At 72.6% G+C, this 23269-nt stretch carries 18 protein-coding genes; 11 read left to right on the top strand and 7 right to left on the bottom strand.

Annotation, left to right across the window (positions count from 1 at the left end; all coding sequences use genetic code 11):
• Positions 1–62: 62 nt before the first annotated feature.
• From ACFT32_RS29390 to ACFT32_RS29405, 4 genes are all read left to right on the top strand, one after another.
• Entirely contained in the window at positions 63–1259 is a 1197-nt protein-coding gene (locus tag ACFT32_RS29390) for an amidohydrolase family protein (RefSeq protein ID WP_382495300.1), read from the top strand.
• On the top strand, positions 1259–2392 hold the full coding sequence (locus ACFT32_RS29395) for an acyl-CoA dehydrogenase (RefSeq protein WP_382495302.1): 1134 nt from the start codon (positions 1259–1261) through the stop codon (positions 2390–2392). The genes ACFT32_RS29390 and ACFT32_RS29395 overlap by 1 nt, the downstream gene beginning before the upstream one ends.
• 2 nt (positions 2393–2394) lie before the next feature.
• Entirely contained in the window at positions 2395–3276 is an 882-nt protein-coding gene (locus ACFT32_RS29400) for an acyl-CoA dehydrogenase family protein (protein ID WP_382495303.1), read from the top strand.
• A 509-nt stretch (positions 3277–3785) separates the two neighbouring features.
• Entirely contained in the window at positions 3786–4265 is a 480-nt protein-coding gene (locus tag ACFT32_RS29405) for an ATP-binding protein (RefSeq protein ID WP_382495917.1), read from the top strand.
• Positions 4266–4751: 486 nt separating this feature from the next.
• Here the strand turns inward: ACFT32_RS29405 and ACFT32_RS29410 are convergent, their stop codons facing one another.
• Positions 4752–5678 (bottom strand): cyclase family protein, encoded by a 927-nt coding sequence (locus tag ACFT32_RS29410; RefSeq protein WP_382495305.1) that lies wholly within the window; start codon positions 5676–5678, stop codon positions 4752–4754.
• Between the two features lie 104 nt (positions 5679–5782).
• On the opposite strand from ACFT32_RS29410, the gene ACFT32_RS29415 reads away from it, so the two are divergent.
• From ACFT32_RS29415 to ACFT32_RS29425, 3 genes are all read left to right on the top strand, one after another.
• Entirely contained in the window at positions 5783–6697 is a 915-nt protein-coding gene (locus tag ACFT32_RS29415) for an SDR family oxidoreductase (RefSeq protein WP_382495307.1), read from the top strand.
• A 111-nt stretch (positions 6698–6808) separates the two neighbouring features.
• Complete coding sequence (locus ACFT32_RS29420) at positions 6809–7957, top strand: acyl-CoA dehydrogenase family protein (protein ID WP_382495309.1); 1149 nt, start codon at positions 6809–6811, stop codon at positions 7955–7957.
• The gene (locus ACFT32_RS29425) at positions 7957–9006 is read left to right on the top strand and encodes an alcohol dehydrogenase catalytic domain-containing protein (protein ID WP_382495311.1); all 1050 of its coding nucleotides are present in this window, start codon (positions 7957–7959) and stop codon (positions 9004–9006) included. The genes ACFT32_RS29420 and ACFT32_RS29425 overlap by 1 nt, the downstream gene beginning before the upstream one ends.
• Here the strand turns inward: ACFT32_RS29425 and ACFT32_RS29430 are convergent.
• Positions 8928–10055, bottom strand: a complete 1128-nt coding sequence (locus ACFT32_RS29430) for a GlxA family transcriptional regulator (RefSeq protein WP_382495313.1) — start codon at positions 10053–10055, stop codon at positions 8928–8930. The two genes, ACFT32_RS29425 and ACFT32_RS29430, sit on opposite strands and share 79 nt — an antisense overlap.
• A gap of 72 nt (positions 10056–10127) precedes the next feature.
• Between ACFT32_RS29430 and ACFT32_RS29435 the strand changes: the two genes are divergently transcribed.
• From ACFT32_RS29435 to ACFT32_RS29445, 3 genes are all read left to right on the top strand, one after another.
• Positions 10128–11432, top strand: a complete 1305-nt coding sequence (locus tag ACFT32_RS29435) for an MFS transporter (protein WP_382495315.1) — start codon at positions 10128–10130, stop codon at positions 11430–11432.
• Positions 11433–11551: 119 nt separating this feature from the next.
• Complete coding sequence (locus tag ACFT32_RS29440; RefSeq protein WP_382495317.1) at positions 11552–11959, top strand: YciI family protein; 408 nt, start codon at positions 11552–11554, stop codon at positions 11957–11959.
• An 8-nt stretch (positions 11960–11967) separates the two neighbouring features.
• On the top strand, positions 11968–13113 hold the full coding sequence (locus tag ACFT32_RS29445; RefSeq protein ID WP_382495919.1) for an RNA polymerase sigma factor: 1146 nt from the start codon (positions 11968–11970) through the stop codon (positions 13111–13113).
• A gap of 71 nt (positions 13114–13184) precedes the next feature.
• Here ACFT32_RS29445 and ACFT32_RS29450 read toward each other — a convergent pair whose 3' ends face one another.
• Genes ACFT32_RS29450 through ACFT32_RS29465 form a run of 4 tightly spaced genes read right to left on the bottom strand, consistent with a single transcriptional unit; the run spans position 13185 to position 20291 of the window.
• Positions 13185–13946, bottom strand: coding sequence for a class I SAM-dependent methyltransferase (locus ACFT32_RS29450; protein ID WP_382495319.1), 762 nt, complete (start codon positions 13944–13946; stop codon positions 13185–13187).
• Positions 13943–14680 carry a thioesterase II family protein gene (locus ACFT32_RS29455; protein WP_382495321.1) on the bottom strand — a complete coding sequence of 246 codons (738 nt, stop codon included), beginning with the start codon at positions 14678–14680 and terminating at the stop codon, positions 13943–13945. The genes ACFT32_RS29450 and ACFT32_RS29455 overlap by 4 nt, the downstream gene beginning before the upstream one ends.
• A complete protein-coding gene (locus ACFT32_RS29460; protein ID WP_382495323.1) occupies positions 14677–17649 on the bottom strand; it encodes a type I polyketide synthase in 2973 nt (990 codons plus the stop codon). Before ACFT32_RS29460 ends, ACFT32_RS29455 begins: the two co-directional genes overlap by 4 nt.
• Positions 17646–20291 carry an amino acid adenylation domain-containing protein gene (locus tag ACFT32_RS29465; protein ID WP_382495324.1) on the bottom strand — a complete coding sequence of 882 codons (2646 nt, stop codon included), beginning with the start codon at positions 20289–20291 and terminating at the stop codon, positions 17646–17648. The genes ACFT32_RS29460 and ACFT32_RS29465 overlap by 4 nt, the downstream gene beginning before the upstream one ends.
• Positions 20292–20624: 333 nt before the next feature.
• Between ACFT32_RS29465 and ACFT32_RS29470 the strand changes: the two genes are divergently transcribed.
• Positions 20625–21863, top strand: a complete 1239-nt coding sequence (locus tag ACFT32_RS29470; protein ID WP_382495325.1) for a helix-turn-helix domain-containing protein — start codon at positions 20625–20627, stop codon at positions 21861–21863.
• An 87-nt stretch (positions 21864–21950) separates the two neighbouring features.
• Here the strand turns inward: ACFT32_RS29470 and ACFT32_RS29475 are convergent, their stop codons facing one another.
• On the bottom strand, positions 21951–23144 hold the full coding sequence (locus ACFT32_RS29475; RefSeq protein WP_382495920.1) for an MFS transporter: 1194 nt from the start codon (positions 23142–23144) through the stop codon (positions 21951–21953).
• Between the last annotated feature and the right edge of the window lie 125 nt (positions 23145–23269).

The following is a 23269-nucleotide window of genomic DNA, read 5'->3' on the forward strand; positions in this document are numbered from 1 at the left end:
TCGTCAGGTGGGATGCTATCTGACGGTGTATCAGATAAGTACCGTCCGGCGGAGGGGACCCCATGGCGACCGAACTGCCCCGCATCATCAGCGTCGACGACCACGTGATCGAGCCCGCCCACCTCTTCGAGACGTGGCTGCCGGCCAAGTACCGCGACCGCGGGCCCAGGCCCCTGACCGCCGGCATCGGTGAACTCGCCTACGTCGGCGGCAAGTACCGGATCACGATGGACCCGGACGGCCCGCCCACCGACTGGTGGATCTACGAGGACCTGAAGTTCCCGTACAAGCGCAACATCGCCGCCGTCGGCTTCGACCGGGACGAGATGACCCTGGAGGGCATCACCCGGGAGGAGATGCGGCGCGGCTGCTGGGACCCGAAGGCCCGCCTGGAGGACATGGACCTCAACCATGTCGAGGCGTCCCTCTGCTTCCCGTCCTTCCCCCGCTTCTGCGGCCAGACCTTCGCCGAGGCGCACGACAAGGAGGTCGCCCTGGCCTGTGTGCGCGCCTACAACGACTGGATGGTCCAGGAGTGGTGCGGGGACAGCGGCGGGCGGCTCATCCCGCTCTGCCTGATCCCGCTGTGGGACGTCGGGCTGGCGGTCGCGGAGATCCGGCGCAACGCCGAGCGCGGGGTACGGGCGGTGACCTTCTCCGAGATCCCCACGCACCTCGGGCTGCCGTCCATCCACTCCGGCTACTGGGACCCGTTCTTCGCGGTCTGCCAGGAGACCGGGACGGTCGTCAACATGCACATCGGGTCCTCGTCCCAGATGCCCGCCGCCTCCCCGGACGCGCCGCCCGCCGTCCAGGCCTCGCTCAGCTTCAACAACGCGATGGCCTCGATGATGGACTTCCTCTTCAGCGGGGTGCTGGTGAGGTTCCCGCGCCTCAAACTCGCCTACTCCGAGGGCCAGATGGGCTGGGTCCCCTACGCCCTGGAGCGCGCCGACGACGTCTGGGAGGAGCACCGCGCCTGGGGCGGGGTGAGGGACACGATCCCGGAGCCGCCGTCCACCTACTACTACCGGCAGATCTTCTGCTGCTTCTTCCGCGACAAGCACGGCGTGGCCTCGCTCGACGTCGTCGGCCGCGACAACGCCACCTTCGAGACCGACTACCCGCACGTCGACTCGACCTTCCCGCACACCAAGGAAGTCGCCCTCGACCACGTCAAGGGCCTCGACGACGAGACCGTCTACAAGCTGATGCGCGGCAACGCCATCCGCATGCTCGACCTGGACCTCGACCGCTGATGGACCTGTCGTACACGCCCGAGGAGGAGGACTTCCGGGCCCGGTTGCGGGAGTGGCTCGCGCGGACGCTCCCCGGCCTCCCGCCCAAGCCGTCGCCCGACGACTGGCCGGGGCGGCGGGCCTACGACCTCGGCTGGCAGCGCAGGCTCCACGACGCCGGATACGCCGACGTCCACTGGGACGCCTCCCCGACCACCCGGCTGATCTTCCTGGAGGAGACCGAGAGGGCCGGCGCGCCCTATGTGGGGGCCAACTTCGTGGGGCTGCTGCACGCCGGGCCGACCATCGCCGCCGAGGGCACGGACGAGCAGCGGGCGCGCTGGCTGCCGCCGATCCTGCGCGGCGAGGACGTCTGGTGCCAGGGCTTCAGCGAACCGGAGGCCGGCTCCGACCTCGCGGCCCTGCGCACCCGCGCGTGGCGCGACGGCGACCACTACGTGGTGACCGGCTCCAAGATCTGGACCTCCCACGCGGAAGTCGCCGACTGGTGCGAACTGTTGGTCCGCACGGACCCCGCGGCGCCCAGGCACCGGGGCATCACCTGGCTCGCCATGCCCATGGACGCCCCCGGCATCACCGTACGGCCGCTGCGCACGCCGGCCGGGTCGGCCGAGTTCGCCGAGGTCTTCCTCGACGAGGTGCGGGTGCCGCTCGCGAACCGGGTCGGGGACGAGAACGACGGCTGGCGCGTGACCATGGTGACGCTGTCCTTCGAACGCGGCACGGCCTTCGCCGGCGAGGTCGTCGCCTGCCGCCGCGTCCTGGCCGAACTGGCCGTCGAGGCCCGCAAGAACGGCCGCTGGGACGACCCGGTGCTCCGGCGCCGGCTGGGCAGGCTCAACGCCGAGTTCCGGGCCCTGTGGCGGCTCACGCAGTGGAACGTGAGCGCGGCGGAGATCTCGGGCGGGGTGCCCGGGACCGGAGGCTCGGTCTTCAAGCTCCGGTACTCGCACGCCCGCCAGGAGCTCTACGACGCCGCGGCCGATGTACTGGGGCCCGACTGCCTCGACCTGGACCGGCCCTGGACCCTCGACCGCCTCTCGTCCCTCTCGTACACCATCGCGGCCGGTACCTCGCAGATCCAGCACAACATCGTCGCCGAGCGGATCCTCGGCCTGCCGAAGGGACGGTGACCGTGCGTTTCCGGTTGACGGACGACCAGCGGGCGTTGCGCGACGGGGTGCGGCAGCTGCTGGCCCGGCGCTTCGACACGGAGGCGCTACGGGCCGCCGCCCGGGGCCCGGCGCGCCTGGACCGGGCGCTGTGGCGGGCCCTGGGCGACGCCGGGTTCTTCGCGTTGCGGCTGCCGGAGGCGGACGGCGGGGTCGGACTGGGGCTCCCCGAGGCGGTGTTGGTGTTCGAGGAGGCGGGACGGGCGCTGCTGCCCGGGCCGCTGGCCGCCACCCACCTCGCGGCCGGTGCCGTACCGGGCGCGGCCACGGGCGAGACCGTCGTGACGACCGTCGGCGGCGGCCTCGCGGAGTGGCTGGCGGAGGCCGACGTCGTACGCGGCGACACGGCCGGAGCCGTGCCGCTGCGCTCCCTGGACCCGCTGACGCCGCTGCACCGAGTGCCCGGGGGCGCGGCGACCGCCCCGGACCCCGTCGCCGTCCTCCTCACCGCCGCCGAGCAGCTCGGCACGGCGAACCGCGTCTGCGAGCTGGCGGCGCAACACGCCCGGGCCCGCGAACAGTTCGGACGGCCCATAGGGGCCTTCCAGGCGGTGGCGCACCTGTGCGCGGGGATGCTGGTCCGGGCGGAGACGGCCCGCGCCGCGGTCTACGCGGCCGCCGTCACCGCCGACCCGGCCGACATCGCCGCCGCCCGTCTGCTCGCCGACGAGGCCGCCGTACGCGGCGCCCGCGACTGTCTCCAGGTGCACGGCGGCATGGGCTTCACCTGGGAGTCCGAGGTCCATCTGCATCTGAAACGTGCATGGGTTCGAACCCAACGTGCGGGAGGAGTCACGGAGAGTGAGGAACTCCTCGCGGCCGATCTGGCGTCCGGAACGGCCTGACAGGCCGTCTGGCTGCGACATTGCCGACGATGCCCGCAGAGATGTCGCGGATTGTGGCATGCCGGAATTACGGAGAGTTGATACCGGGTCGTATCCGATGCGTGACTCGTAACAGCCCGGAGTCGGCGGTCCGCTCCGGTACCTTGTGTGAGATGCGAGTGGTCCTGAACACGCGCCGCGCCGCAGTCGCCCCCGGGACGACTGCGGATCCGACGATGCGCGCCGCTGCTTGCCCCGCAGTGCGGCCCCGCTTCGCCGCCTGTTCGACTCCCCGCGGCGAGCGTCGCACAGTATCCCGCAGGGGTACTCCTTCGCGCTGGAATATGCCCGAAGCGCTTGTTGGGGTGACTGTACGTCAACCATGCTGTCCCACAAGGGATTCACGTTCCGTGATCCTTGTCCCGGCCGTTGTTCTGGCCATGCAGAAAATGGCTACGATCGTGGCCCTCGTGAGGCGCGAGCCTAAGTGTCCGCCGGTTCGGATGGTGTGAGCGGTGCAGGTGCTTCAAGTGCAGCTGGAGATCCGGCCCGACCCCGCAGAGGTGGGGCGTGCCAGGCGGTGGGCCCGCTCCCGCCTGGCCGGGTCCGGCATACAGGCCGATGAACCGCTCGCCGAGACGCTGATCCTGCTGGTCTCCGAGCTCGTCACCAACGCCGTGGTGCACACCGGCCGCCCCGCGGTACTGCTGCTGTCACTGCCGCACGCGGTGACGGACGAGGCCACGGTCCGTCTCGAGGTCGCCGACCGCAGCGGCCGGGCCCCCGTGCCCCGGTGCGCTGACGACGACGCGACCGGCGGCCGGGGTCTCGCCCTCGTCGACGGCCTCGCCGACCGCTGGGGCTGGAGCGTCGAGAGCACCGGCAAGCGCATCTGGTGCGAGCTGGACCGGTGCGCGAAGTCCGGTGAGGTCACGGCGTCGTGCGGAGGTGGCGTGGCGGCGTACGGCGGCGGGACGTCCTTCGAGGGGCTGGCGTACGAGGCGGTGTAGGGCTGACGAGACGGGCCGCGGCCCGGCCCTTCGGCGTGCCCGTTCTTGCCTGTCCGTGCCCGTCGGGCACGTGGAACGCGAGGCGTGGTGGATGACGGCACATGCCGCGGGGTCTTGCGGCGAAGGCCGGGGCGTGGATGCACGGCGGCCGGCCGCTTCCGTCGGGGCATGCGGTGATGCGCCGGGATGTGCTTCCGTGCGCGCCTGTGGCACATCCCGCATAAGCGACAAATCACCGAATCGGGTGTTGACGCGTCGTGACCGTTTGCTCACGCTGGTGGGCAGCGATTCGCCGTGAGGGGACGGCGAGGGCATCGGTGACGACAGCCCTCGGCGAGTGTGAGTCGTGATTCGGCGTCGGCTCCCTTCAGGGCCAGGGGAGCCGGGGCGGGAGCGCCGGAGTCGGGTGGCGGCGCGCGCTGCCGTGCTCGGGGCGAGCAGCGCGGCGCCGCCATCCTGCTCGGCCGGCCCCTGGGGGGCGGTGCCCTAGAGGACGGCGACCGGCGCCACCGGAGACCCGGTCGCCCCGGCGAACGGCTCGGGCGTCGCCGTCAGCAGGAAGGCGTAGCGCCCCGCTTCTCCACAGGCTGTGGACAACTTTTCGAGATTCCAGTTCTGGCCCTGCGGCATCCCCATCTCCACGAGGTCGAGGGCGTGCACCGGCAGCCATAGGCCGTCCACCTCGGGTGGGAACACCTCGAAGGTCAGGGTGTCGTTGGCGACGGCCGCGACATCGCGCGCGTGGAACCACTCCGGTGTCCGGATCGACAGCCCCGGTGACGGGAAGGCGTACGCGTGCCGGTCCCCGGCCAGGCAGACCTGGACCTGCCCGGTCCGTATGAGCACGATGTCGCCGGCCCGTACTCGCGTACCCGCCAGCTCCTCGGCGGCGTCCAGGTCCTCGGGCGTGACGGCGTACCCGCCGTCGAGCCGGTCCGTGCCCCGGGCCCGGGCGACGTCGAGCAGGACCCCGCGCGAGACGAGGTGCCGGACCTTGTCGATGCCGCTGAACCCGGCGCCGCCGTGTGCCGTGATGGAGTCGGCCGGGCGGCCGTTGTAGATCCGGCCCGAGTGCGAGACATGGGGCAGCGCGTCCCAGTGGGTGGCCGCCTGCAGCCCCATGGTCACGGCGTCGTCGCTGCACGCGACCGTGCCCGGGCCGAACAGCTCCTGGTTGATCTGCACCATGACGTGCAGCGGGTCGATACGGCCCGGGATCATCCCCGTCTGTACGCCGTTCTGTTCGAGGGGCAGCGCGAGAGGGACGCGGCGGCCGCTGCGGACGGTGGCCGCGGCCTCCCGTACGACCTCGTCGGTGATCAGGTTCAGTGTGCCGAGCTCGTCGTCGTTCCCCCAACGGCCCCAGTTGTTCACGCGCTTGGCGATGTCGTGGAACGCGTCCGGCAGCGACATGAGTCCTCCCCGGGGCTTGTCTTCCCATATCTGACGGGTCGTAGAATTCGGGAACCTGAAATCTAACGGTCCGTCAGAAGCCGTGGGACGGGAAGGGGCCGGGCGTGGGGAACTTCTTGGCAGGGAAGGTCGTCGCCGTCACCGGCGCCGGTCGGGGCATCGGCCGGGCGGTCGCGCTCGCGGCGGCGGCCGAGGGGGCGAAGGTCGTCGTCAACGACTACGGCGTCTCGGTCGACGGTGCCTCGCCCACCAGCGAGATCGCCGAGGCCGTGGTCAAGGAGATCGAGGCGGCGGGCGGGGCCGCGGTGGCGGTCGCCGACGACATCTCCACCATGGCCGGCGGACAGCGGGTCGTCGACGTGGCGCTGGCGTCGTACGGGCGGCTCGACGGGGTGGTCTGTGTGGCCGGGATCCTGCGCGAGCGGATGCTGTTCAACATGACCGAGGAGGAGTGGGACCCGGTCGTCGCGACCCATCTGAAGGGCACGTTCACGGTGTTCCGGGCGGCCTCGGCGGTGATGCGCAAGCAGCGGGCCGGGACGTTGATCGGGTTCACCAGCGGGAATCACCAGGGGTCGGTCTCGCAGGCGAACTACAGCGCCGCGAAGGGCGGGATCATCTCGCTGGTGCGGAGTGCGGCGCTGGGGCTGCACAAGTACGGGGTGACCGCGAACGCGGTGGCGCCGGTCGCGCGGACGCGGATGTCGGCGGGTGTGCCGATGGAGCTGGCGGAGATCGGGGAGCCGGAGGATGTCGCCGCGCTGGTGGTGTATCTGCTGTCCGACGCGGCGGCCCGGGAGGGGATCACGGGGCAGGTCTACACCGTCGCCGGGGCGAAGATCGCGGTGTGGGCGCAGCCGAGGGAGTTGCGGGCGGTGTTTGCCTCCGGCGGTTGGACCGTGGAGGGGATCGCGGAGGTTTTGCCGGGGTCGGTGGGGGTGGATCCGATGCCGTTGTTGGAGCGGGTGCGGGAGATGGAGAGGGCGGCTCGGGAAGGGGAGCGGCCCAACGCCCAGTAGCTCGGGGGCGTGTGTTGTGTGGCGGCTGCGGGTGGGTTGTGGCTGGTCGCGCAGTTCCCCGCGCCCCTTGAGGGCGTCACTCCACCGCACATTGACAGCGAGGCGGCGATTGTGGACTTTGGGTTCGCGCGTGAAGACGAGGGCTTTCGTGCCGAGGTTCGTGAATGGCTCGCGGCGCATGCCACGGGTGCGAGCGACCGACGTGTATGGGAACGCACCCTGGGAGCAGCCGGGTGGATCGGGCTCGGGTGGGGGGTGGAGGGGTACGGGAATCGGCGGGCCGGTCTCACTCAGCAGGTCGTCTGGGCCGAGGAGTACGCGCGGTCGGGGGCGCCTCCGCGTTCCGGGCACATCGGGGAGAACCTGCTCGCGCCCACGCTCATAGCGCACGGCACCGAGGAGCAGAAGGCCCGCTTCCTGCCTCCGATCGCCGCCGGTGACGAACTCTGGTGCCAGGGCTACAGCGAACCCGGTGCCGGTTCGGACCTGGCCGGGGTCCGTACCGCGGCCGTACGCGAGGAGGGCGGCCGTGGGTATCGCGTCACGGGGCAGAAGATCTGGACGTCGCTCGCGCACGAGGCCGACTGGTGTTTCGTGCTCGCCCGTACCGAGGCCGGGTCCCGGAGGCACCACGGGCTGACCTTCCTTCTCGTCCCCATGGACCAGCCGGGCCGTATCGAGGTCCGTCCCATCCGGCAGCTGACCGGCACCAGCGACTTCAACGAGGTGTTCTTCGACGGCGCGCACGCGGAGCAGGTCGTCGGGGGCGAGGGCGACGGCTGGCGCGTCGCCATGAGCCTGCTCGGCTTCGAGCGGGGGGTGTCCACGCTGGCCCAGCAGATCGGGTTCGCCCAGGAGTTGGAGGGTGTCGTGCGGGCGGCCGAGGAGTCGGGGGCGGTGCGGGATCCCGTCGTACGGGAGCGGCTCGTGCGGCAGTGGGCCGAACTGCGCACCATGCGCTGGAACGCCCTGCGCACACTGGGCGGTTCGGGCGACGCGGGGGTGCCGAGCGTGGCGAAGCTGCTGTGGGCCGGCTGGCATCAGCGGCTGGGGGAGCTGGCGGTGCTGGTGCGGGGTGCGGCGGCGGGGGTGGGTCCCGCCGACTGGTCTGCCTCGGCGCCGTACGAACTGGACGCGGCACAGCACCTGTTCCTGTTCTCCCGGGCCGACACCATCTACGGCGGCTCGGACCAGATCCAGCGCACGATCATCGCCGAGCGTGTGCTCGGCCTGCCCAGGGAGCCCAAGGGAGCCGTGTGATGCGAGGCGTGATCTTCGACGGGAAGCAGGTCCGGGTCGTGACGGATCTGGAGGTGCGGGAGCCGGGGCCGGGGGAGGTGCGGGTCGCGATCCGGGCGGCCGGGCTGTGCCACAGCGATCTGTCGGTGGTGGACGGGACCATACCCTTCCCGGTTCCTGTGGTGCTGGGCCATGAGGGGGCCGGGGTCGTGGAGGCGGTGGGTGTGGGCGTCACCCATGTGGCGCCCGGTGACCATGTCGCGCTGTCCACCCTGGCCAGCTGCGGGACGTGCGCGGAGTGCGACCGGGGGCGGCCCACGATGTGCCGGGGGGCGATCGGGCGCCCTGGCCGGCCGTTCCGCCACGACGGCCTGCCGGTGTACCAGTTCGCGTCGAACTCGGCCTTCGCGGAGCGCACGGTGGTGAAGGCCGTGCAGGCCGTCCGCATCCCCGAGGACATTCCCATGGCGTCGGCGGCGCTGATCGGCTGCGGGGTGCTGACGGGGGTGGGCGCCGTGCTGAACCGGGCGCGGGTGGACCGGGGCGACAGCGTGCTGGTGATCGGGACGGGCGGCATCGGGCTGAACGTGTTGCAGGGGGCGCGGCTCGCGGGCGCCCTGCGGATCGTGGCCGTCGACGCCAACCCGGCGAAGGAGGAGGTGGCGCGGCGTTTCGGAGCGACCGACTTCCTCACCTCGACCGAGGGCGTGCGGAGTGTCCTGCCCACCGGCGCGGACCACGCCTTCGAGTGCGTCGGCCGGGTGGAGCTGATCCGCCAGGCGATCGACGCGCTGGACCGGCACGGCCAGGCGATCCTCCTCGGCGTGCCCCCGGCCACCGCCGAGGCGTCCTTCCGCGTCTCGTCGATGTACCTCGACAAGTCCGTCCTGGGCTGCCGCTACGGCTCCTCCCGCCCGCAGCGCGACATCGCCCTGTACGCCGGCCTGTATCGCGAGGGCCGGCTGCTGCTCGACGAACTCGTCACCCGGACCTATCCGGTCGAGGAGTTCGAGAGGGCGGCGGCGGATGCGGAGGCGGGGCGGGTGGCGCGGGGGGTGCTCACGTTCTGATCGCCCTCGGGCTCACGTTCTGAGGTGCCCTGAGGGACTTCAGGCGTCTTGCCTTCCCCGGCCCGGAAGGTCCGCCGGTAGGCGGTGGGTGTGACGCCGAGTGCCGTCTGGAGGTGCTGGCGCATCGACTGTGCCGTGCCGAACCCGGCGTCGTGGGCCACCTGGTCGACGGAGCGGTCGGTGGACTCCAGCAGATGCCGGGCCCGTTCCACGCGCTGCTGGGTGAGCCACTGGCCCGGGCTGACGCCGGTCTCCTCGCGGAAGCGGCGGGTGAAGGTGCGGACCGACATGGACTCCTGGGCGGCCATGTCGCGCAGCTGGATCGGCTCGTGGAGGCGGCCCAGGGCCCAGGCGCGGGCGGCGGTGGTGGAGGCCTGCTGCGGATCGGGCACCGGCCGCTCGATGTACTGCGCCTGCCCGCCGTCGCGGTGGGGCGGTACGACCGTACGGCGGGCCACTTCGTTGGCGACGGCGGCGCCGTGGTCGCGGCGCACCATGTGCAGGCACAGGTCGATTCCGGCCGCGACGCCCGCGGAGGTCAGCACGTCGCCGTCGTCGATGAACAGCACGTCCGGGTCGACGTCGACCTGTGGGAAGAGCCGCTGGAGGCGTTCGGAGTCGGCCCAGTGGGTGGTGGCGGGGCGGCCGTCGAGCAGGCCGGCGGCGGCGAGGACGTAGACGCCGGTGCAGATGGAGGCCAGCCGGGTGCCGGGCCGGAGGTGGGCGAGGGCGGCGGCGAGTTCGGCGGTCAGCACGCCCTCCTCGTAGACCGGGCCGAGTTCGTACGACGCCGGGACGATCACCGTGTCCGCGGTGGCCAGGGCCTCGGGGCCATGGGCGACGTGGATGTCGAAGTCGGCGTCCGTCACGACCGGGCCGGGCGGCCGGACCGAGCAGGTCACGACCTCGTACAGGTGCCGGCCCTTCGAGTCCTTGGGGCGGCCGAAGATGCGGTGCGGGATGCCCAGTTCGAAGGGGAGCAGTCCGTCCAGGGCGAGGACGACGACGCGGTGGGGGCGGAAGCCGGGGTGTGCTGCGCTCGCTGCCATGGCCCGATCCTAGCGAATACTGTCTTTCGGGCCACTCGCTGCGTCCCGGGCGCGGATCGGAAGCTCTATGACGTGACACAGACAAGCCAAGCCCCCGCAGTCGTGGAGCAGCCGTCGAAACCGAACCGCGGGCGTGTGCACCGCGCCTGGTTCGTCGCCGCTGTCACCTTCGTGACGATCATCGGCGCCGCGGCCTTCCGTTCCGTACCGGGTCTGCTCATCGACCCCCTGCACAGCGAGTTCGACTGGTCGCGCGGCACGATCGGCGCCGCGGTCTCCGTCAATCTCGCGCTGTACGGTCTGACGGCCCCGTTCGCCGCGGCCCTGATGGACCGCTTCGGCATCCGCCGGGTGGTCGCGGTCGCCCTGACGGTGATCGCGCTCGGTTCGGGCCTGACGGTGTGGATGACGGCGGCCTGGCAGCTGATGCTGTGCTGGGGCCTGCTGGTCGGCCTCGGCTCCGGCTCCATGGCGCTGGCCTTCGCGGCGACCGTCACCAACCGCTGGTTCACCGAGCGGCGCGGCCTGGTCAGCGGCATCCTCACCGCCGCGTCGGCCTCGGGCCAGCTGATCTTCCTGCCGTTGCTGTCCTGGATCATCGACCGGTACGACTGGCGTCCGGCGGCCGTGACGGTCGCGCTCGCGGCGCTCGCGGTCGTGCCGTTCGTGTGGCTCCTGTTGCACGACCACCCGGCCGACGTCGGCCAGAAGCCGTACGGCGCGACCGAGTTCGTGCCGAAGCCGGCCCCGGTGACCGGGGCCGCGCGCCGCGCCGTGTCCATCCTGTTCTCGGCCGCCCGCACCGGCCCGTTCTGGCTGCTCGCCGGCACCTTCGCGATCTGCGGCGCCTCCACCAACGGCCTGATCCAGACCCACTTCGTGCCCGCGTCCCACGACCACGGCATGCCCATCACGGCCGCGGCCTCGCTGCTCGCCGTCATCGGGATCTTCGACGTCGTCGGCACGATCGCCTCCGGCTGGTTCACGGACCGCTTCGACGCGCGCCGCCTGCTCGCGGTCTATTACGCCCTGCGGGGCGTCTCGCTCCTGTTCCTCCCCCTGCTGCTGGCGCCCTCGGTCCACCCGCCGATGATCTTCTTCATCGTCTTCTACGGCCTCGACTGGGTCGCCACCGTCCCGCCCACCCTCGCCCTGTGCCGCGAGCAGTACGGCGAGGACAGCGCGATCGTCTTCGGCTGGGTCCTCGCCTCCCACCAGGTGGGCGCCGCCCTGGTCGCCTTCCTCGGCGGAGTCGCCCGCGACACGTTCGGCTCGTACGACGTGGTCTGGTACGCGTCGGGGGCGCTGTGCGCGGTGGCGGCGCTGATGGCGCTGGTGATCCGGCGGCGGTCGGAGGGCCTGGCGGCGACGGTGTGAGGCCTCATTCCAGAGGGCCCGAAAAAAAGTCGGACGGGGATGTCGAGAACCCGCGTCCGGCTCCGTCCCCGGTGTGAACGCGACCACAATGGGTCGCACGAGCACCGAGGAGAACCATCATGGCCAAGTACCTGCTGCTGAAGCACTACCGAGGCGCCCCGGCTCCGGTCAACAACGTGCCGATGGACCAGTGGAGCCCCGAGGAGATCTCGGCACACATGCAGTACATGAACGACTTCGCGGCCCGCCTGGAGAAGACCGGCGAGTTCGTCGACGGCCAGGCGCTCGCCCCCGAGGGAGCGTGGGTCCGCTACGACGGTGAGGGGCGCCCGCCGGTCACCGACGGACCGTTCGCCGAGACCAAGGACCTCATCGCCGGCTGGATGATCATCGACGTCGACAGCTACGAGCGCGCGGTCGAGCTGGCCGGGGAGTTGTCCGCCGCCCCCGGTGCGGGCGGCAAGCCCATCCACGAGTGGCTTGAGGTGCGCCCGTTCTACGGCGTGCAGCCCACCATCACGGAATGACGCCACCGATGGACGAGGCCCTGCTCAGGAGCCTCACGCCGAGGGTGCTCACCGTCCTCGTCCGCCGCGGAGCCGACTTCGCGGCGGCCGAGGACGCCGTGCAGGACGCCCTGGTCGAGGCGCTCCGCGTCTGGCCGGCCGACCCGCCGCGAGATGCCAAGGGCTGGCTGGTCACCGTGGCCTGGCGCAAGTTCCTCGACGCGACACGCGCCGACAGCGCACGCCGCCGGCGTGAGGACCGCGTCGAGGAGGAACCGGCGCCCGGGCCGGCGCCCGCGGCGGACGACACCCTCCAGCTGTACTTCCTGTGCGCCCACCCGTCACTGACCCCGGCATCGGCGGTCGCGCTCACACTGCGCGCCGTCGGCGGCCTCACCACCCGGCAGATCGCCGAGGCCTACCTCGTACCCGAGGCGACCATGGCGCAGCGCATCAGCCGGGGCAAGCGCACGGTCTCCGGTGTGCGGTTCGACCAGCCCGGGGACGTGGCCACCGTCCTGCGCGTCCTCTACCTCGTCTTCAACGAGGGCTACTCCGGCGACGTCGACCTCGCCGCGGAGGCCATCCGGCTCACCCGGCAGCTCGCGGCCGTGATCGACCACCCCGAGGTGGCCGGGCTGCTCGCCCTCATGCTGCTCCACCACGCCCGGCGTGCCGCCCGGACCGCGTCCGACGGCAGCCTGGTGCCGCTCGCCGAGCAGGACCGGGGCCGGTGGGACACCGCGGCGATCGCCGAGGGCGTCGGGATCCTCCAGGCGGCCCTCGCCCGCGACCGGCTGGGCGAGTTCCAGGCCCAGGCCGCCATCGCGGCCCTGCACGCCGACGCGCCCACCGCCGAGGAGACCGACTGGGTGCAGATCGTCGAGTGGTACGACGAGCTCGCCCGCCTCACCGACAGCCCGGTCGTCCGGCTCAACCGTGCGGTCGCCGTAGGGGAGGCCGACGGACCGCGCGCCGGGCTGGCCGCCCTCGCGGCGGTCGACTCTTCGCTTCCGCGCCATGCCGCGGTGGCGGCGTACCTCCACGAGCGTGACGGCGACCTGGCCACGGCGGCACGGCTGTACGCCGAGGCGGCCCGGCTGGCGCCCAACCTCGCCGAACGCGACCATCTGACGCGGCAGGCGGCGCGGCTCAACGCCGGTCGGGGGCGCTGACGTGTGCCGTCCCGCATCCGCGGCAGGAGCTTCGACAGTCCGGCGGCCCCTTCGGTGTTTTTCCTTCCCCGTCACCCGGTGCGTGTCGCGGTCACGATGATGCGTTGTGTGGTCGGCAGCAGGGCAGGCGTCTCCGTGGCCTCGTCGAACAGAACCGCCGCGGCCGCATCGCCGAGTTCCTCGGCCAGAGTGTCGCGTCTCCGCAGGATCTCCTCGTAGACGGCGATCTGCCGCTCCCGCCAGCCCTCCACGTGCAGCCGGTTCACCTCGGTAAGGCCGGCGGCTTCCAGGAACCAGCCGTAGTCCAGGTACTCCGGCTGCCAGGTGCTGAAGACGAGCCGGCCGCCGGGGCGCAGAACGCGGGCGATCTCGTGGAACGCGGCCACCTTGTCCGTGATCATCCACAGGACGTCGATGCTGACGGCGGCGTCGAACGTGTCGTCGGCCTCGCCGGTCCCGGTGAGGCTCGCCGCCGTGAAGCGGGCCCGGTCCCGCAGGCCGAACTCGGCCACCCGGGAGCGGGCCTCGGCCACACCCTCGGGAGCGATGTCGATGCCGACCAGTTCGGATCCCGCTTCCCGGGCCAGCCACATGCCCGGACCGCCGCGTCCGCACCCCAGGTCGACGAGCCTGCCCCCGGGTGCCAGCTCCAACTGGGCTGATATGTATCGGAGTTCGGTGCGAGTCACGAAGCCGAAGGGGTCGATGTCCTGCGGGTGGTCGGCGCCGTAGGCCTGCTGGTAGATGTCCCTCAGCGTGGGACTCTTGGACTGGTTCTCCAGGACGGGCCGGTAGCGGGCCTCTGCGGCGAGGGTGTCGGTGGCCTGGGTCATGTCGGGACTCCCGTTCCGGTGAGCAGGGCGAAGGGCGGTTCGTGCGCGAGGTAGAAGTGGTCGCCCGGCACGGTCAGGTGCCGGAACGGACCGTCCGTCACCTCGTGCCAGGCCTCGGACTGGACGGTGCTCACCTGCGGGTCCGCGTCTCCCACGATCGCGGTGACGGGGCAGGTCAGCCGTGGCTCCGGGCAGTACTGGTAGGCGTCGAACATGCGGAAGTCGCCCAGGACGTACGGCAGGACGAGGTCCCGGAAGTCCGGGTCGGCCAGGAGTTCGGCATCCGTGCCGCCGAGGGCCAGCAGCTCCGCGGTGACCGCGTCCGGATCGTCGTACACGTCGGCTGAGCCTTCCGGCCCCACGCGGCTCAGGCGCGGGCCGCGGGAGCCGGAGGCGTACAGGTGCGACGGTCCGGCTCCCCGTGCCTGGAGCAGCCGCGCGGTCTCCAACGCGACGACCGACCCCATGCTGTGGCCGAAGAGCGCCACCGGCAGATCGTCGCCCGTCAGCGGCTCGACGGCCGCGGCGATCTCCTCGGCCATCGCCGTCAGGTCGGTCGGTGGCGGATCGCCGATGCGCGCGGCACGACCCGGGTAGCAGACCGTATGGACCTCCACCGAGGGCAGCGCGGGCCCCCAGCCGCGGAAGAAGGAGGCGGAGCCGCCGGCGTGCGGGAAGCAGACCAGGCGCTGCCGGGCGTACGGGCGGGGGCGCGGGCAGTGCAGCCAGGTCATCGGGGCTCCTCCTGGCCGGCAGGGCCCGCGGCCCGCACGAGGGCCGCCACCAGCTGGGTCTGCCCTGCCAGGGTGCGGGCCGCCATCAGGTCGCGAGGGGAGGCCTGGACGCCGAGATCCTGCGCGATGCGGCGGGCCAGCCGCGTGATCAGCAGCGAGTCACCGCCCCAGTCGAAGAAGTCGGCGTCCAGGGGGAGGTCCGGGTGGCCCAGGTACTCCTGCCAGAGGGCGGCCACGAGGAGGTGGGGGGCCGGCGGGACGGACTGCCGCACGGGGGTCGCCTTGGCCGTCCCGGCGGTGGCCGACGCCTCCGGTGCGATCAGGGCCGGGCCATGGAACGGGTAGGACGGCAGTCGCGTCAGCCGGCCGGACGCGCACAGCGGTGTCACGTCGACCGCCGCGCCGGCCGACCACAGGTCACCGAGAGCTCCCAGCATCTCCTCGACCGGGTGCCGTCCGCGTCCCGGCGACAAGGGTACGGCCGTCAGTCCGGCCGTCTCGGCGGCAGGCGACAGGGCCCGTCCGGGACCGACCTCGAGAGCGATCGCCTGCGGGAACCGTTCGGCCAGCTCGTCCAGGCCGGGGCCGAACAGCACCCTGGCACGCATCTGCGCCACCAGCGACGCGGGATCGATGCGGCTTCCGGGCATGATGAGTTGTCCCGTGACGTTGGAGACATACGGAATCCTGGCGGGGCCCGTGCGCAGGTTCCCGGCCGCCCTGCTGACCTCGTCCACTGCGGGGGCGAGCAGGGAGGTGTGGAAGGCGTGGCTGGTGTGCAGGCGGCGCGTCGGGACGCGGTCGGCGAGCCAGGTGCGGAACGCCTCGACCCGGGCCGTCTGGCCCGCGACGACGCAGCTGTCGGGTGTGTTGACCGCCGCGATCTCCAGCTCGCCCCCGATGTGCGGTGCGGCCTGCGCCAGCAGGGCCTCGGCCTGCCGTTCGCTCACTGCCACGGCGAGCATGGCACCCGGCGGGCAGCTCTGCATCGCGCGCCCGCGGGCCGCGACGAAGGCCGCTGCGGAGGGCAGGTCCAGGGCACCGGCCAGGCATGCGGCGGTGATCTCGCCGAGGCTGTGACCCGCCAGGGCCACGGGTTCAACACCCAGTTCCCGCAGGGCCTGTGCCGCCGCGTACTCGACCGCGAACAGCATGGGCTGGGCGAGTTCGGTCCGGGTCGTCGCGGTCACCGGGTGATCCGGGTCGTGGAGCGCCGGCCTCAGCCGTCGCTCCAGGTCCGGGCCGAACGCCCGCAGGCATTCCTCCAGTACGGCGGCGAAGCCCGGAAGCACCTGGGCGAACGGACGGGCCATGCCCGGGTACTGGCTGCCCTGGCCCGGCAGCAGGAAGACGACCGGAACCGGCCCCGAAGCCCGTCGGCCGGACGGCGCCGCCTTGTCGAGGACGCGATCGGCCGCTTCCGTCAGCCGCCTGGCCACCTCCGCCGGCTCGCGACCGGTGACCGCGAGCCGGTGCGGGAGCGTCGCCCGCCCGGCCGCGAGGGTATGGGCGGTGTCGACGACCGACGCGCCGTCCTCGACCCGGGTGAGCGCGGCGGCCAGACGGCGGGCCGAGTCGCGCAGGGCGCGGGGGCTCGCGGCGGACAGCACCAGGAGACGGTCGGCCGGAGGTGTCGGCCCCTGGGGCGCCGGACGCGCCGGGGGCTGTTCGAGGACCACATGGGCGTTCGTGCCGCCGATGCCGAAGGAGCTGACCCCGGCGCGGCGCGGCTCGGGGCCGTCCCAGTCGCGGGCGGCCGTCGGCACGGTCAGCGGTGACCCGTCGTCCAGCAGGGGGTTACGGCTGTGGAAGCCGGCCACCGGTGGCACCTTGCCCTCTCTGAGGACGAGCAGCGCTTTCACCAGGGAGACCAGTCCGGAAGCGGCGTCCAGGTGCCCGATGTTGGCCTTGACCGCGCCCACCGCGATCTGCCCCGGGCAGGCACCGATCCCGCGGTATGCGGCGGTCGCGGCCGACCACTCGATGGGGTCGCCGATTCGGGTCCCGGTGGCGTGCGCCTCCAGGTAGCCCACCGAGTCGCCCGGCACGTCCGCGGCGGACATCGCCGCCCGGATCACCGCTTCCTGGCCCTCGGCGGACGGGGCCTGGTAACCCGCCTTGGCCGCACCGTCGTTGTTCACCGCGGAGCCGAGAATCACGCCGTGCACCGGTGCGCCGTCCTTGAGCGCGTCCTCGTAGCGGCGCAGTACGACGGCGGCGACGCCCGAGCCGCCCAGCGTGCCGTCGGCTTCGGCGTCGAACGGCCGGCAGCTGCCGTGGGCCGAGAGGATGCCACCGGGCACGTGGAGGTAGCCGGCCTGTGGGTGGCCGACCGCGGCGGCGACCACGACGGCCTGGTCGCACTCGCCCTGGAGCAGCGACTGCACCGCCAGGTGCACCGCCACCAGGGACGACGAACAGGCCGTCAGCACGCTGAGCGCGGGGCCGGTCAGACCGAGCCGGTAGGCGATGCGGGTGGCCATGTAGTCGGGCTCGTTGGCGCGCAGCGCCTGCTCGACACCGGCGTGGTCCAGCGTGCCGGAGGTGAGCATGGCGCGCAGATAGCCGCTGCTGCTCGCGGAGGCGTACACGCCCGTGGTCGGGCCGGGGGCGTTCGGCGCGCAGCCGGCGTCCTCCAGCGCGGCCCAGGCGGCCTCCAGCATCAGCCTGTGTTGTGGGTCCATCAGCTCGGCTTCCCGCGGGCTGATGCCGAACAGCTCGTGCTCGAAACGGTAGGGGTCGGCGAGCGCCCCGTGGACGGGCACGTAGTCGGGGGCGGCGGAGAGCTGGTGCGGCACGCCGGCCGCCGCCAGCTCCTCGGTGCCGAACCGGGTGGTCAGCACCTCGCCGCCCAGTACGGAAGCCCACAGGGACGCGATGTCGGTCGCCCCGGGGAACCGCCCCGTCATCCCGGTGACGGCGATGTCCAGCGAGCGGTCGCGTGTCATGGTCCGCTGCGCCGCGGTCACCTGGCCTCCTCCAGACGGGACGCGCGCTTCCTGCGGGCCTCGAGGGCCAGGCTGCGCCGGTCCCGGCCACGCGGCTGCGGGACGACGGAGCCGTCGGTGCCGCCGCTGTCACGGACCAGGCCGGCCTGGGCGGTGACCGTGGTGTGCCGGAACAGGTCGACGGGGGAGGGGCGTACGCCCGTATGCGCCTCCAGGGCGTCCTGGAGCCTGAACATCAGCAGCGAATGCCCGCCGAGGTCGAAGAAGTTGACTGCCGGGGGCACGTCCGAAATACCCAGCACCTCGGCCCAGGCGGCGGCGACGCGCGCCGTCAGGTCCGCGGCGGCGGGGGTGACCGTGGCGGGGGGCGGCTGCGCGGCCGTGGCGGCGAGTGCCGCCCGGTCGGCCTTGCCGTTGACGGTGCGCGGGAAGGAGTCGAGGATCCGGAACCGCGAGGGGAGCAGGGCGGGCGGCAGCGTCCCCGCCAGCGCCGCGCGGAGGCGCTCCGGCTCGGTGCCGGGCGGCGCGAGGACGAAGGCGACGAGTGAGGTGCGGGTGCCGTCCGGGACGACGACGGCGTCGCGGACCTCGGCGACACGGCCCAACGCCGCCTCCACCGAGCCGAGTTCGACCCGGTGCCCGCGGATCTTGACCTGGTGGTCCCGACGGCCCAGGAACTCCAGCGTCCCCTCGGCGCTCCAGCGGACGAAGTCGCCCGTGCGGTACATGCGCGCCCCGGTGCCGGCGAAGGTGTCGGGGACGAAGGCGCGTTCCGTGGCGTCGTGCCTGCCGAAGTAGCCGCGGGCGACTCCGGCGCCGCCGATGACGAGTTCGCCGGTCACTCCCCGGGGCAGCAGGCGCTGCCGGTCGTCCAGGACGTAGAGCGCGGCTCCCGGCACCGGTCCTCCGATGTCCGGGCGCGCGATGCGGCTGACGCGCCGGTAGCTGGCCCAGACCGTCGTCTCGGTCGGCCCGTACTCGTTGACGAGCGAGACCTCGTCGCCGAGCACGCCGAAGTGCCGTCCGGGCAGGCTCTCCGGCATCGGCTCACCCGCCACCGTCACGGTGGTCAGCGAGCGCAGCCGATGGGCGCCCAGACGTTGGGCCGCGTCCAGCAGCACACCGTGCAAGGAGGGCACACACAGCAGGTGGGTCACGCCGTGCTCCTCCACGAGGGCCACCAGCCGTTCCGGGTCGCGTACCTCGTCGGGCCGCGCGACCACCAGCCGGCCGCCCGCTGTGAGCGTGCCCCACAGCCCCGCCACGGAGGAGTCGAAGGCGAGCGGGGACACCAGCAGGAACACCGGCCTGCCCGGGTAGACGGTGCGCCTGGCCAGGGTCGAGGCAGCCAGCTGACCGTGTTCGACGACCACGCCCTTCGGCTCGCCCGTGGTGCCGGAGGTGTAGATCAGGTAGGCCGCGTCGTGTGCCGCGCGGGCCATGGGTCCGGGCTGGGATCGTGCCGGGTGTGCCGTGTTCGCCTCGGCGTCTGCGGCGTCCTCGGCGTCTTCGGCGTCCACGGTCCGCAGGCCGAGGGTCGCGGCGCGCGGCTGAAGTCCGCCGGTGGTGACCACGGCGGCCACCGAGGCGTCGGAGAACACCGCCGCCACCCGCTCGTCGGGATGGGAGGGATCCACCGGCACGTAGGCGGCGCCCGTGCGCAGGATGCCCAGCACGCCCGCGACCATCGCGACGGAGGGTTCCGCGAGTACGCCGACCCGGTCGCCCGGGACGACTCCGAGGTCCTGGAGCCGCCCGCTCACGGCCCCCGCCCACGCGTCGAGCCCGGCGTAGTCGATCCGGCCCGTGCCGGACACGACCGCCACGTCTCCCGGGATCTCGGCGGCGAGCCGCCGCACCGACACGTCCACCGGCTCCGGCTCCGCTTCGGTGAGGAGGGCGCCGCGGCCCAGGGCGAGCAGCTCTTCCCGCTCGGCGCCGACGACCAGGGGGATGTCGTCCAGCAGACGGTCCTCGGCGGCGGTCAGCGCGCTCAGCACCGTACGCACCTCTGTGAGGAAGCGCCGGATGTCCGCCTCGGCGTACCGGGAGCCGTCGTACTCGGCCGTGAGCTCGGCGGCGCCGTCGTGCTCCCTGAGGCCGGTCGTCAGCTCGTGTCCGATGCCGGAAGGGACCGCCGCCGGGGGCGAGCCGGCGGCCGTGTGGCGGAACAGCACGCGCCGGGCAGGCAGGTCCGGTCGCCCGGAGCGCCGCGCCGCGCTCTCCTCGCAGGAGCGCCGGATCTCGGTGAGCAGGGCGGAGCGGGTGGCTCCGGCCGGTATCCGCGCCAGCACCGGGACGGCCTCGGCGGAGTCCTCGGTGCAGGTGTCGATCACGGCCGGGGCGGTGCCGTCGCGGCGGGCCAGGACCACGGCGAGCGCGGCGAGTCCCACCGTGTGCGGCGTGGTGGCGTGCCGACGGGCGGTGTCGCGCACGGCGTCGGTCAGGCTCTCCTCGAGCGGCAGCGTCGTCGAGCGCACCGTACCCGCGTCTCCAGGAGCCGAAGGACCGGCGTCGGGGAGACCGAGCGGATGCCGGGCACAGGCGGCGCGCACCTGGTCCGCCCACCGGTCGTGCGTCTGCTCCTGGGGTGCCGTGGTCGGTGACCCGCTCGGGCCGGTGGGGGACGTGCGCCCTTGGGACGCGAGAGAAGGCCATGCCATGGGAACTCCTTGGATGCGGTCGGTGGCGGGCAGCGGAGAGAAGGCTCCTGGCGTGGGGCTGCGGCCGGTCGGGCGGCAGGGCCGAGGTGGTCCGCCCTGCGGAACGCTAGCCGTCAGATCCGTCTCTGGCAATAAAGTTTCCAGAAGTTGGCAAGCGACTTGCCAGGGTGATCGCCGGTGACTAGCGTTGTCGCCAGTGACCACCGTGTCGCTGAGCCTTGCCGCCTGTCCGGGTACATCCGCCGGACAGCAACGGGGGGACACACACCACTCATCCGATCAGGGGCGAAGTGTGTCCCTGTGGGGGGCGGCCATCCCTATACAACTGGTGGAATGAGCATGGTGGAACAGCCTGCTTTCGGGCGCCGCCTGAAAAAGCTGCGCAAGGAACGGGGCCTGTCACAGGTCTCCGTCGCCGGTGACGGCATGTCGACCGGCTATCTGTCCCGGCTGGAGTCGGGAGCGCGCCAACCGACGGCACGAGCCGTCGCCTACCTCGCCGAACGCCTGCGGGTAAACCCGTCCGAGTTCGACGAACCGAGCGACGGACCCGTGGTCCGGGCGCTGACGCTGGCCATCTCGGCCGAGGACGACGAGGCCCTGCAGGAGGTGGCCGCCGCGCTCGAACGGTCGCCCTCGGTCGATCCGGCGCTCCGTTGGCAGGCGTTGTGGCTTCTCTCCGGTGCCGCCGCCCGCCGTGGCGCGCGAGCGGAGGAGGTCACGCTCCTGGAGCAACTGGAGTCGATCGCCGAGGAGATGATGCTCCCCGAGCTCCGGAGCCGGGCCCGCACACGGCTCGCTCGTGGCCTGCGCTCGCTCGGTGAGATGCCCAGGGCCCTGGAGGCCGCACAGGAGGGCTATCGGCTGGCCCGCGACCACCGGTTGTCGGTCCGGGACACGGGCCTGGCGCTGCTGGCGCTGGTGTCGGTGGAAGCGGAGGCCGGCCGGCTCGCCTCCGCCAGGGCGCACGCCGACGAGCTCGTGGCTCTCGCGGAGGGCCGTACCGACACGCTGCGGGCCGAAGCCCTGTGGGCGGCCGCGACGGTGAGCTTCCGTCAAGGCGACCCGGAGGCCGCTCGCCTGCTGCTCGAACAGGCCCTGAAGGAGTTCGACAGTCATGTCGACCTGGTGCTGTGGATGAGGCTGCGCATGGCCGCCGCCTCGCTCCACCTCCAGCTCTCACCCCCGTGGCTGGCGGAGTGCCGCAGGCGCCTGGACGAGGCCGAGCCCGCACTCGGTCTGGTCGGCACTCCGGTGCTGCGTCAGGAGGTGCTGACGTTGCGGGTGCACCTTGCCTTCGCAGAGGGCCGGTACGCGGAAGCCCGGGCGGCACACGACGAACTCGTGGTCGACGAGCTGGGGCTCACCTACCGCGATCGCATCCGGCTCGACATCCTGCACAACCGGCTGCTGATCCTGGAGAACCAGCATCAGCTCGGCATCCGGCAGTTGTGGCGACTCGGCGAGCAGGTGCGGCGGACGTCGAACGTCGATCTGGCCGCCGAGATCTGGAGGGTCCTGGCGGAGACCCTCGCGGCGGCGCACGGAGACGACGCCGAGACTCACCCCTGAGGTCAAGTGGCAGCTGCCGCGGCACAGGTGAAGGGCGGCCGTGCCGCCCGGTGAACCACCGGGCGGCACGGCCGCCCCTGTCCCGTCTCAGTGCCTGGCGGCCGCGGAGTGGACCGCGAGGCGGCCGCCGGCCACCGCGAGAAAGGCGGCGCAGCCCAGGACGGTCCAGGTCCAGCCGCCCGCGTTGTACAGCCGGACGCCGGCCAGTGAGCCGGCTGCTCCGCCGCTGAAGGCGAAGAGCATGTAGAGCGTGTTGAGCCGGGCCCGCACCGTCTCGTCGAGCCGGAAGATCCTCGCCTGGTTGGCGATCTGGGCACAGCTGGTGCCGTAGACAAGGAGATTGGTGCCCAGTGCGAGCGCGACCAGGGAGGTCGTGCCCAGGGTCGCGAACATGACGAGGGCGAGGCCCAGACAGGCCACGGCCAGGGCGTTGACGCGAGTCGTGCCGAAGGCGTCGCTGAGCTTCCCGGCCGAGTAGGACAGGATCGCCGCGGGCAGGCTCAGCAGGCCGAACAGGCCGGCCCAGCCGGCCCCCTTGTCGAACGGCGGGTGCGCGAGGTGGAAGGGGAGGGTGGCCCAGAAGGCCGCGAAGACCGCGTAGGTCGCGGCGCCGAGGAAGGCCGACAGCCGTAGCTCGCGGTGGGTCCGCAGCAGCCCGGGCATCGACGCGATCAGCTTGCGGTAGCCGATCGTGGCCCGGCCGTCCGCCGTGGGCATGTGCCGTGGCAGTACGAGGATCAGCGCCGCGGTCAGCGCCGCGGCGAGGGCGTAGGCGCCGCGCCAGCTGCCGCTGAGGTCCGCGACGGCACCGGACAGGGTCCGGGACAAGGTTGAGCCGAGGGTCAGGCCGATGCCGACGGAGGCGACCACGCGGCCTCGCCCGGCCGGGCCCGCCATGGAGGCGGCGGCGGGCAGGATGATCTGGGGCAGCACGGTGGTCGTGGAGGCCGCCGCGGTGGCGATGGTCAGCACCACGAGGCTGGGGGCCAGGGCCCCGGCCAGCAGCGCGCCGGAGGTCAGCGCCAGGAGCACCGTGGTGAGCCGGCGCAGGTTGCGGCCGTCGGCCAGCGGCACCAGCAGGGAGATGCCCAGGGCGTAACCGACCTGCCCCGCCGTGGCGATGAGACCGGCGGTCGGCTCGGAGACGCTCATCCCGCGTGCCACGGCTTCCAGCAGGGGCTGCGGGAAGTAGATGTTGGAGACGGTGATGCTCCCGGCGACCGCCAGGACCACCACGACGCCGCGCCGGACGCCGAGGCCGGGGGCGGCGGGTATGGCCACGCTGGTCAAAGTCTCTTCTCCTTCGCGCGTCGTCCCCGGCCGTCGGCCCGGGGTCCCGCAGCCGGTGGCTGAGGTTCCGCACCGTCCACGCGGTTCATGTGATCCATGCGGTCAAACAATGTTGC

This window comes from Streptomyces sp. NPDC057002, from assembly GCF_042673825.1.
Classification (GTDB): Bacteria; Actinomycetota; Actinomycetes; order Streptomycetales; family Streptomycetaceae; genus Streptomyces.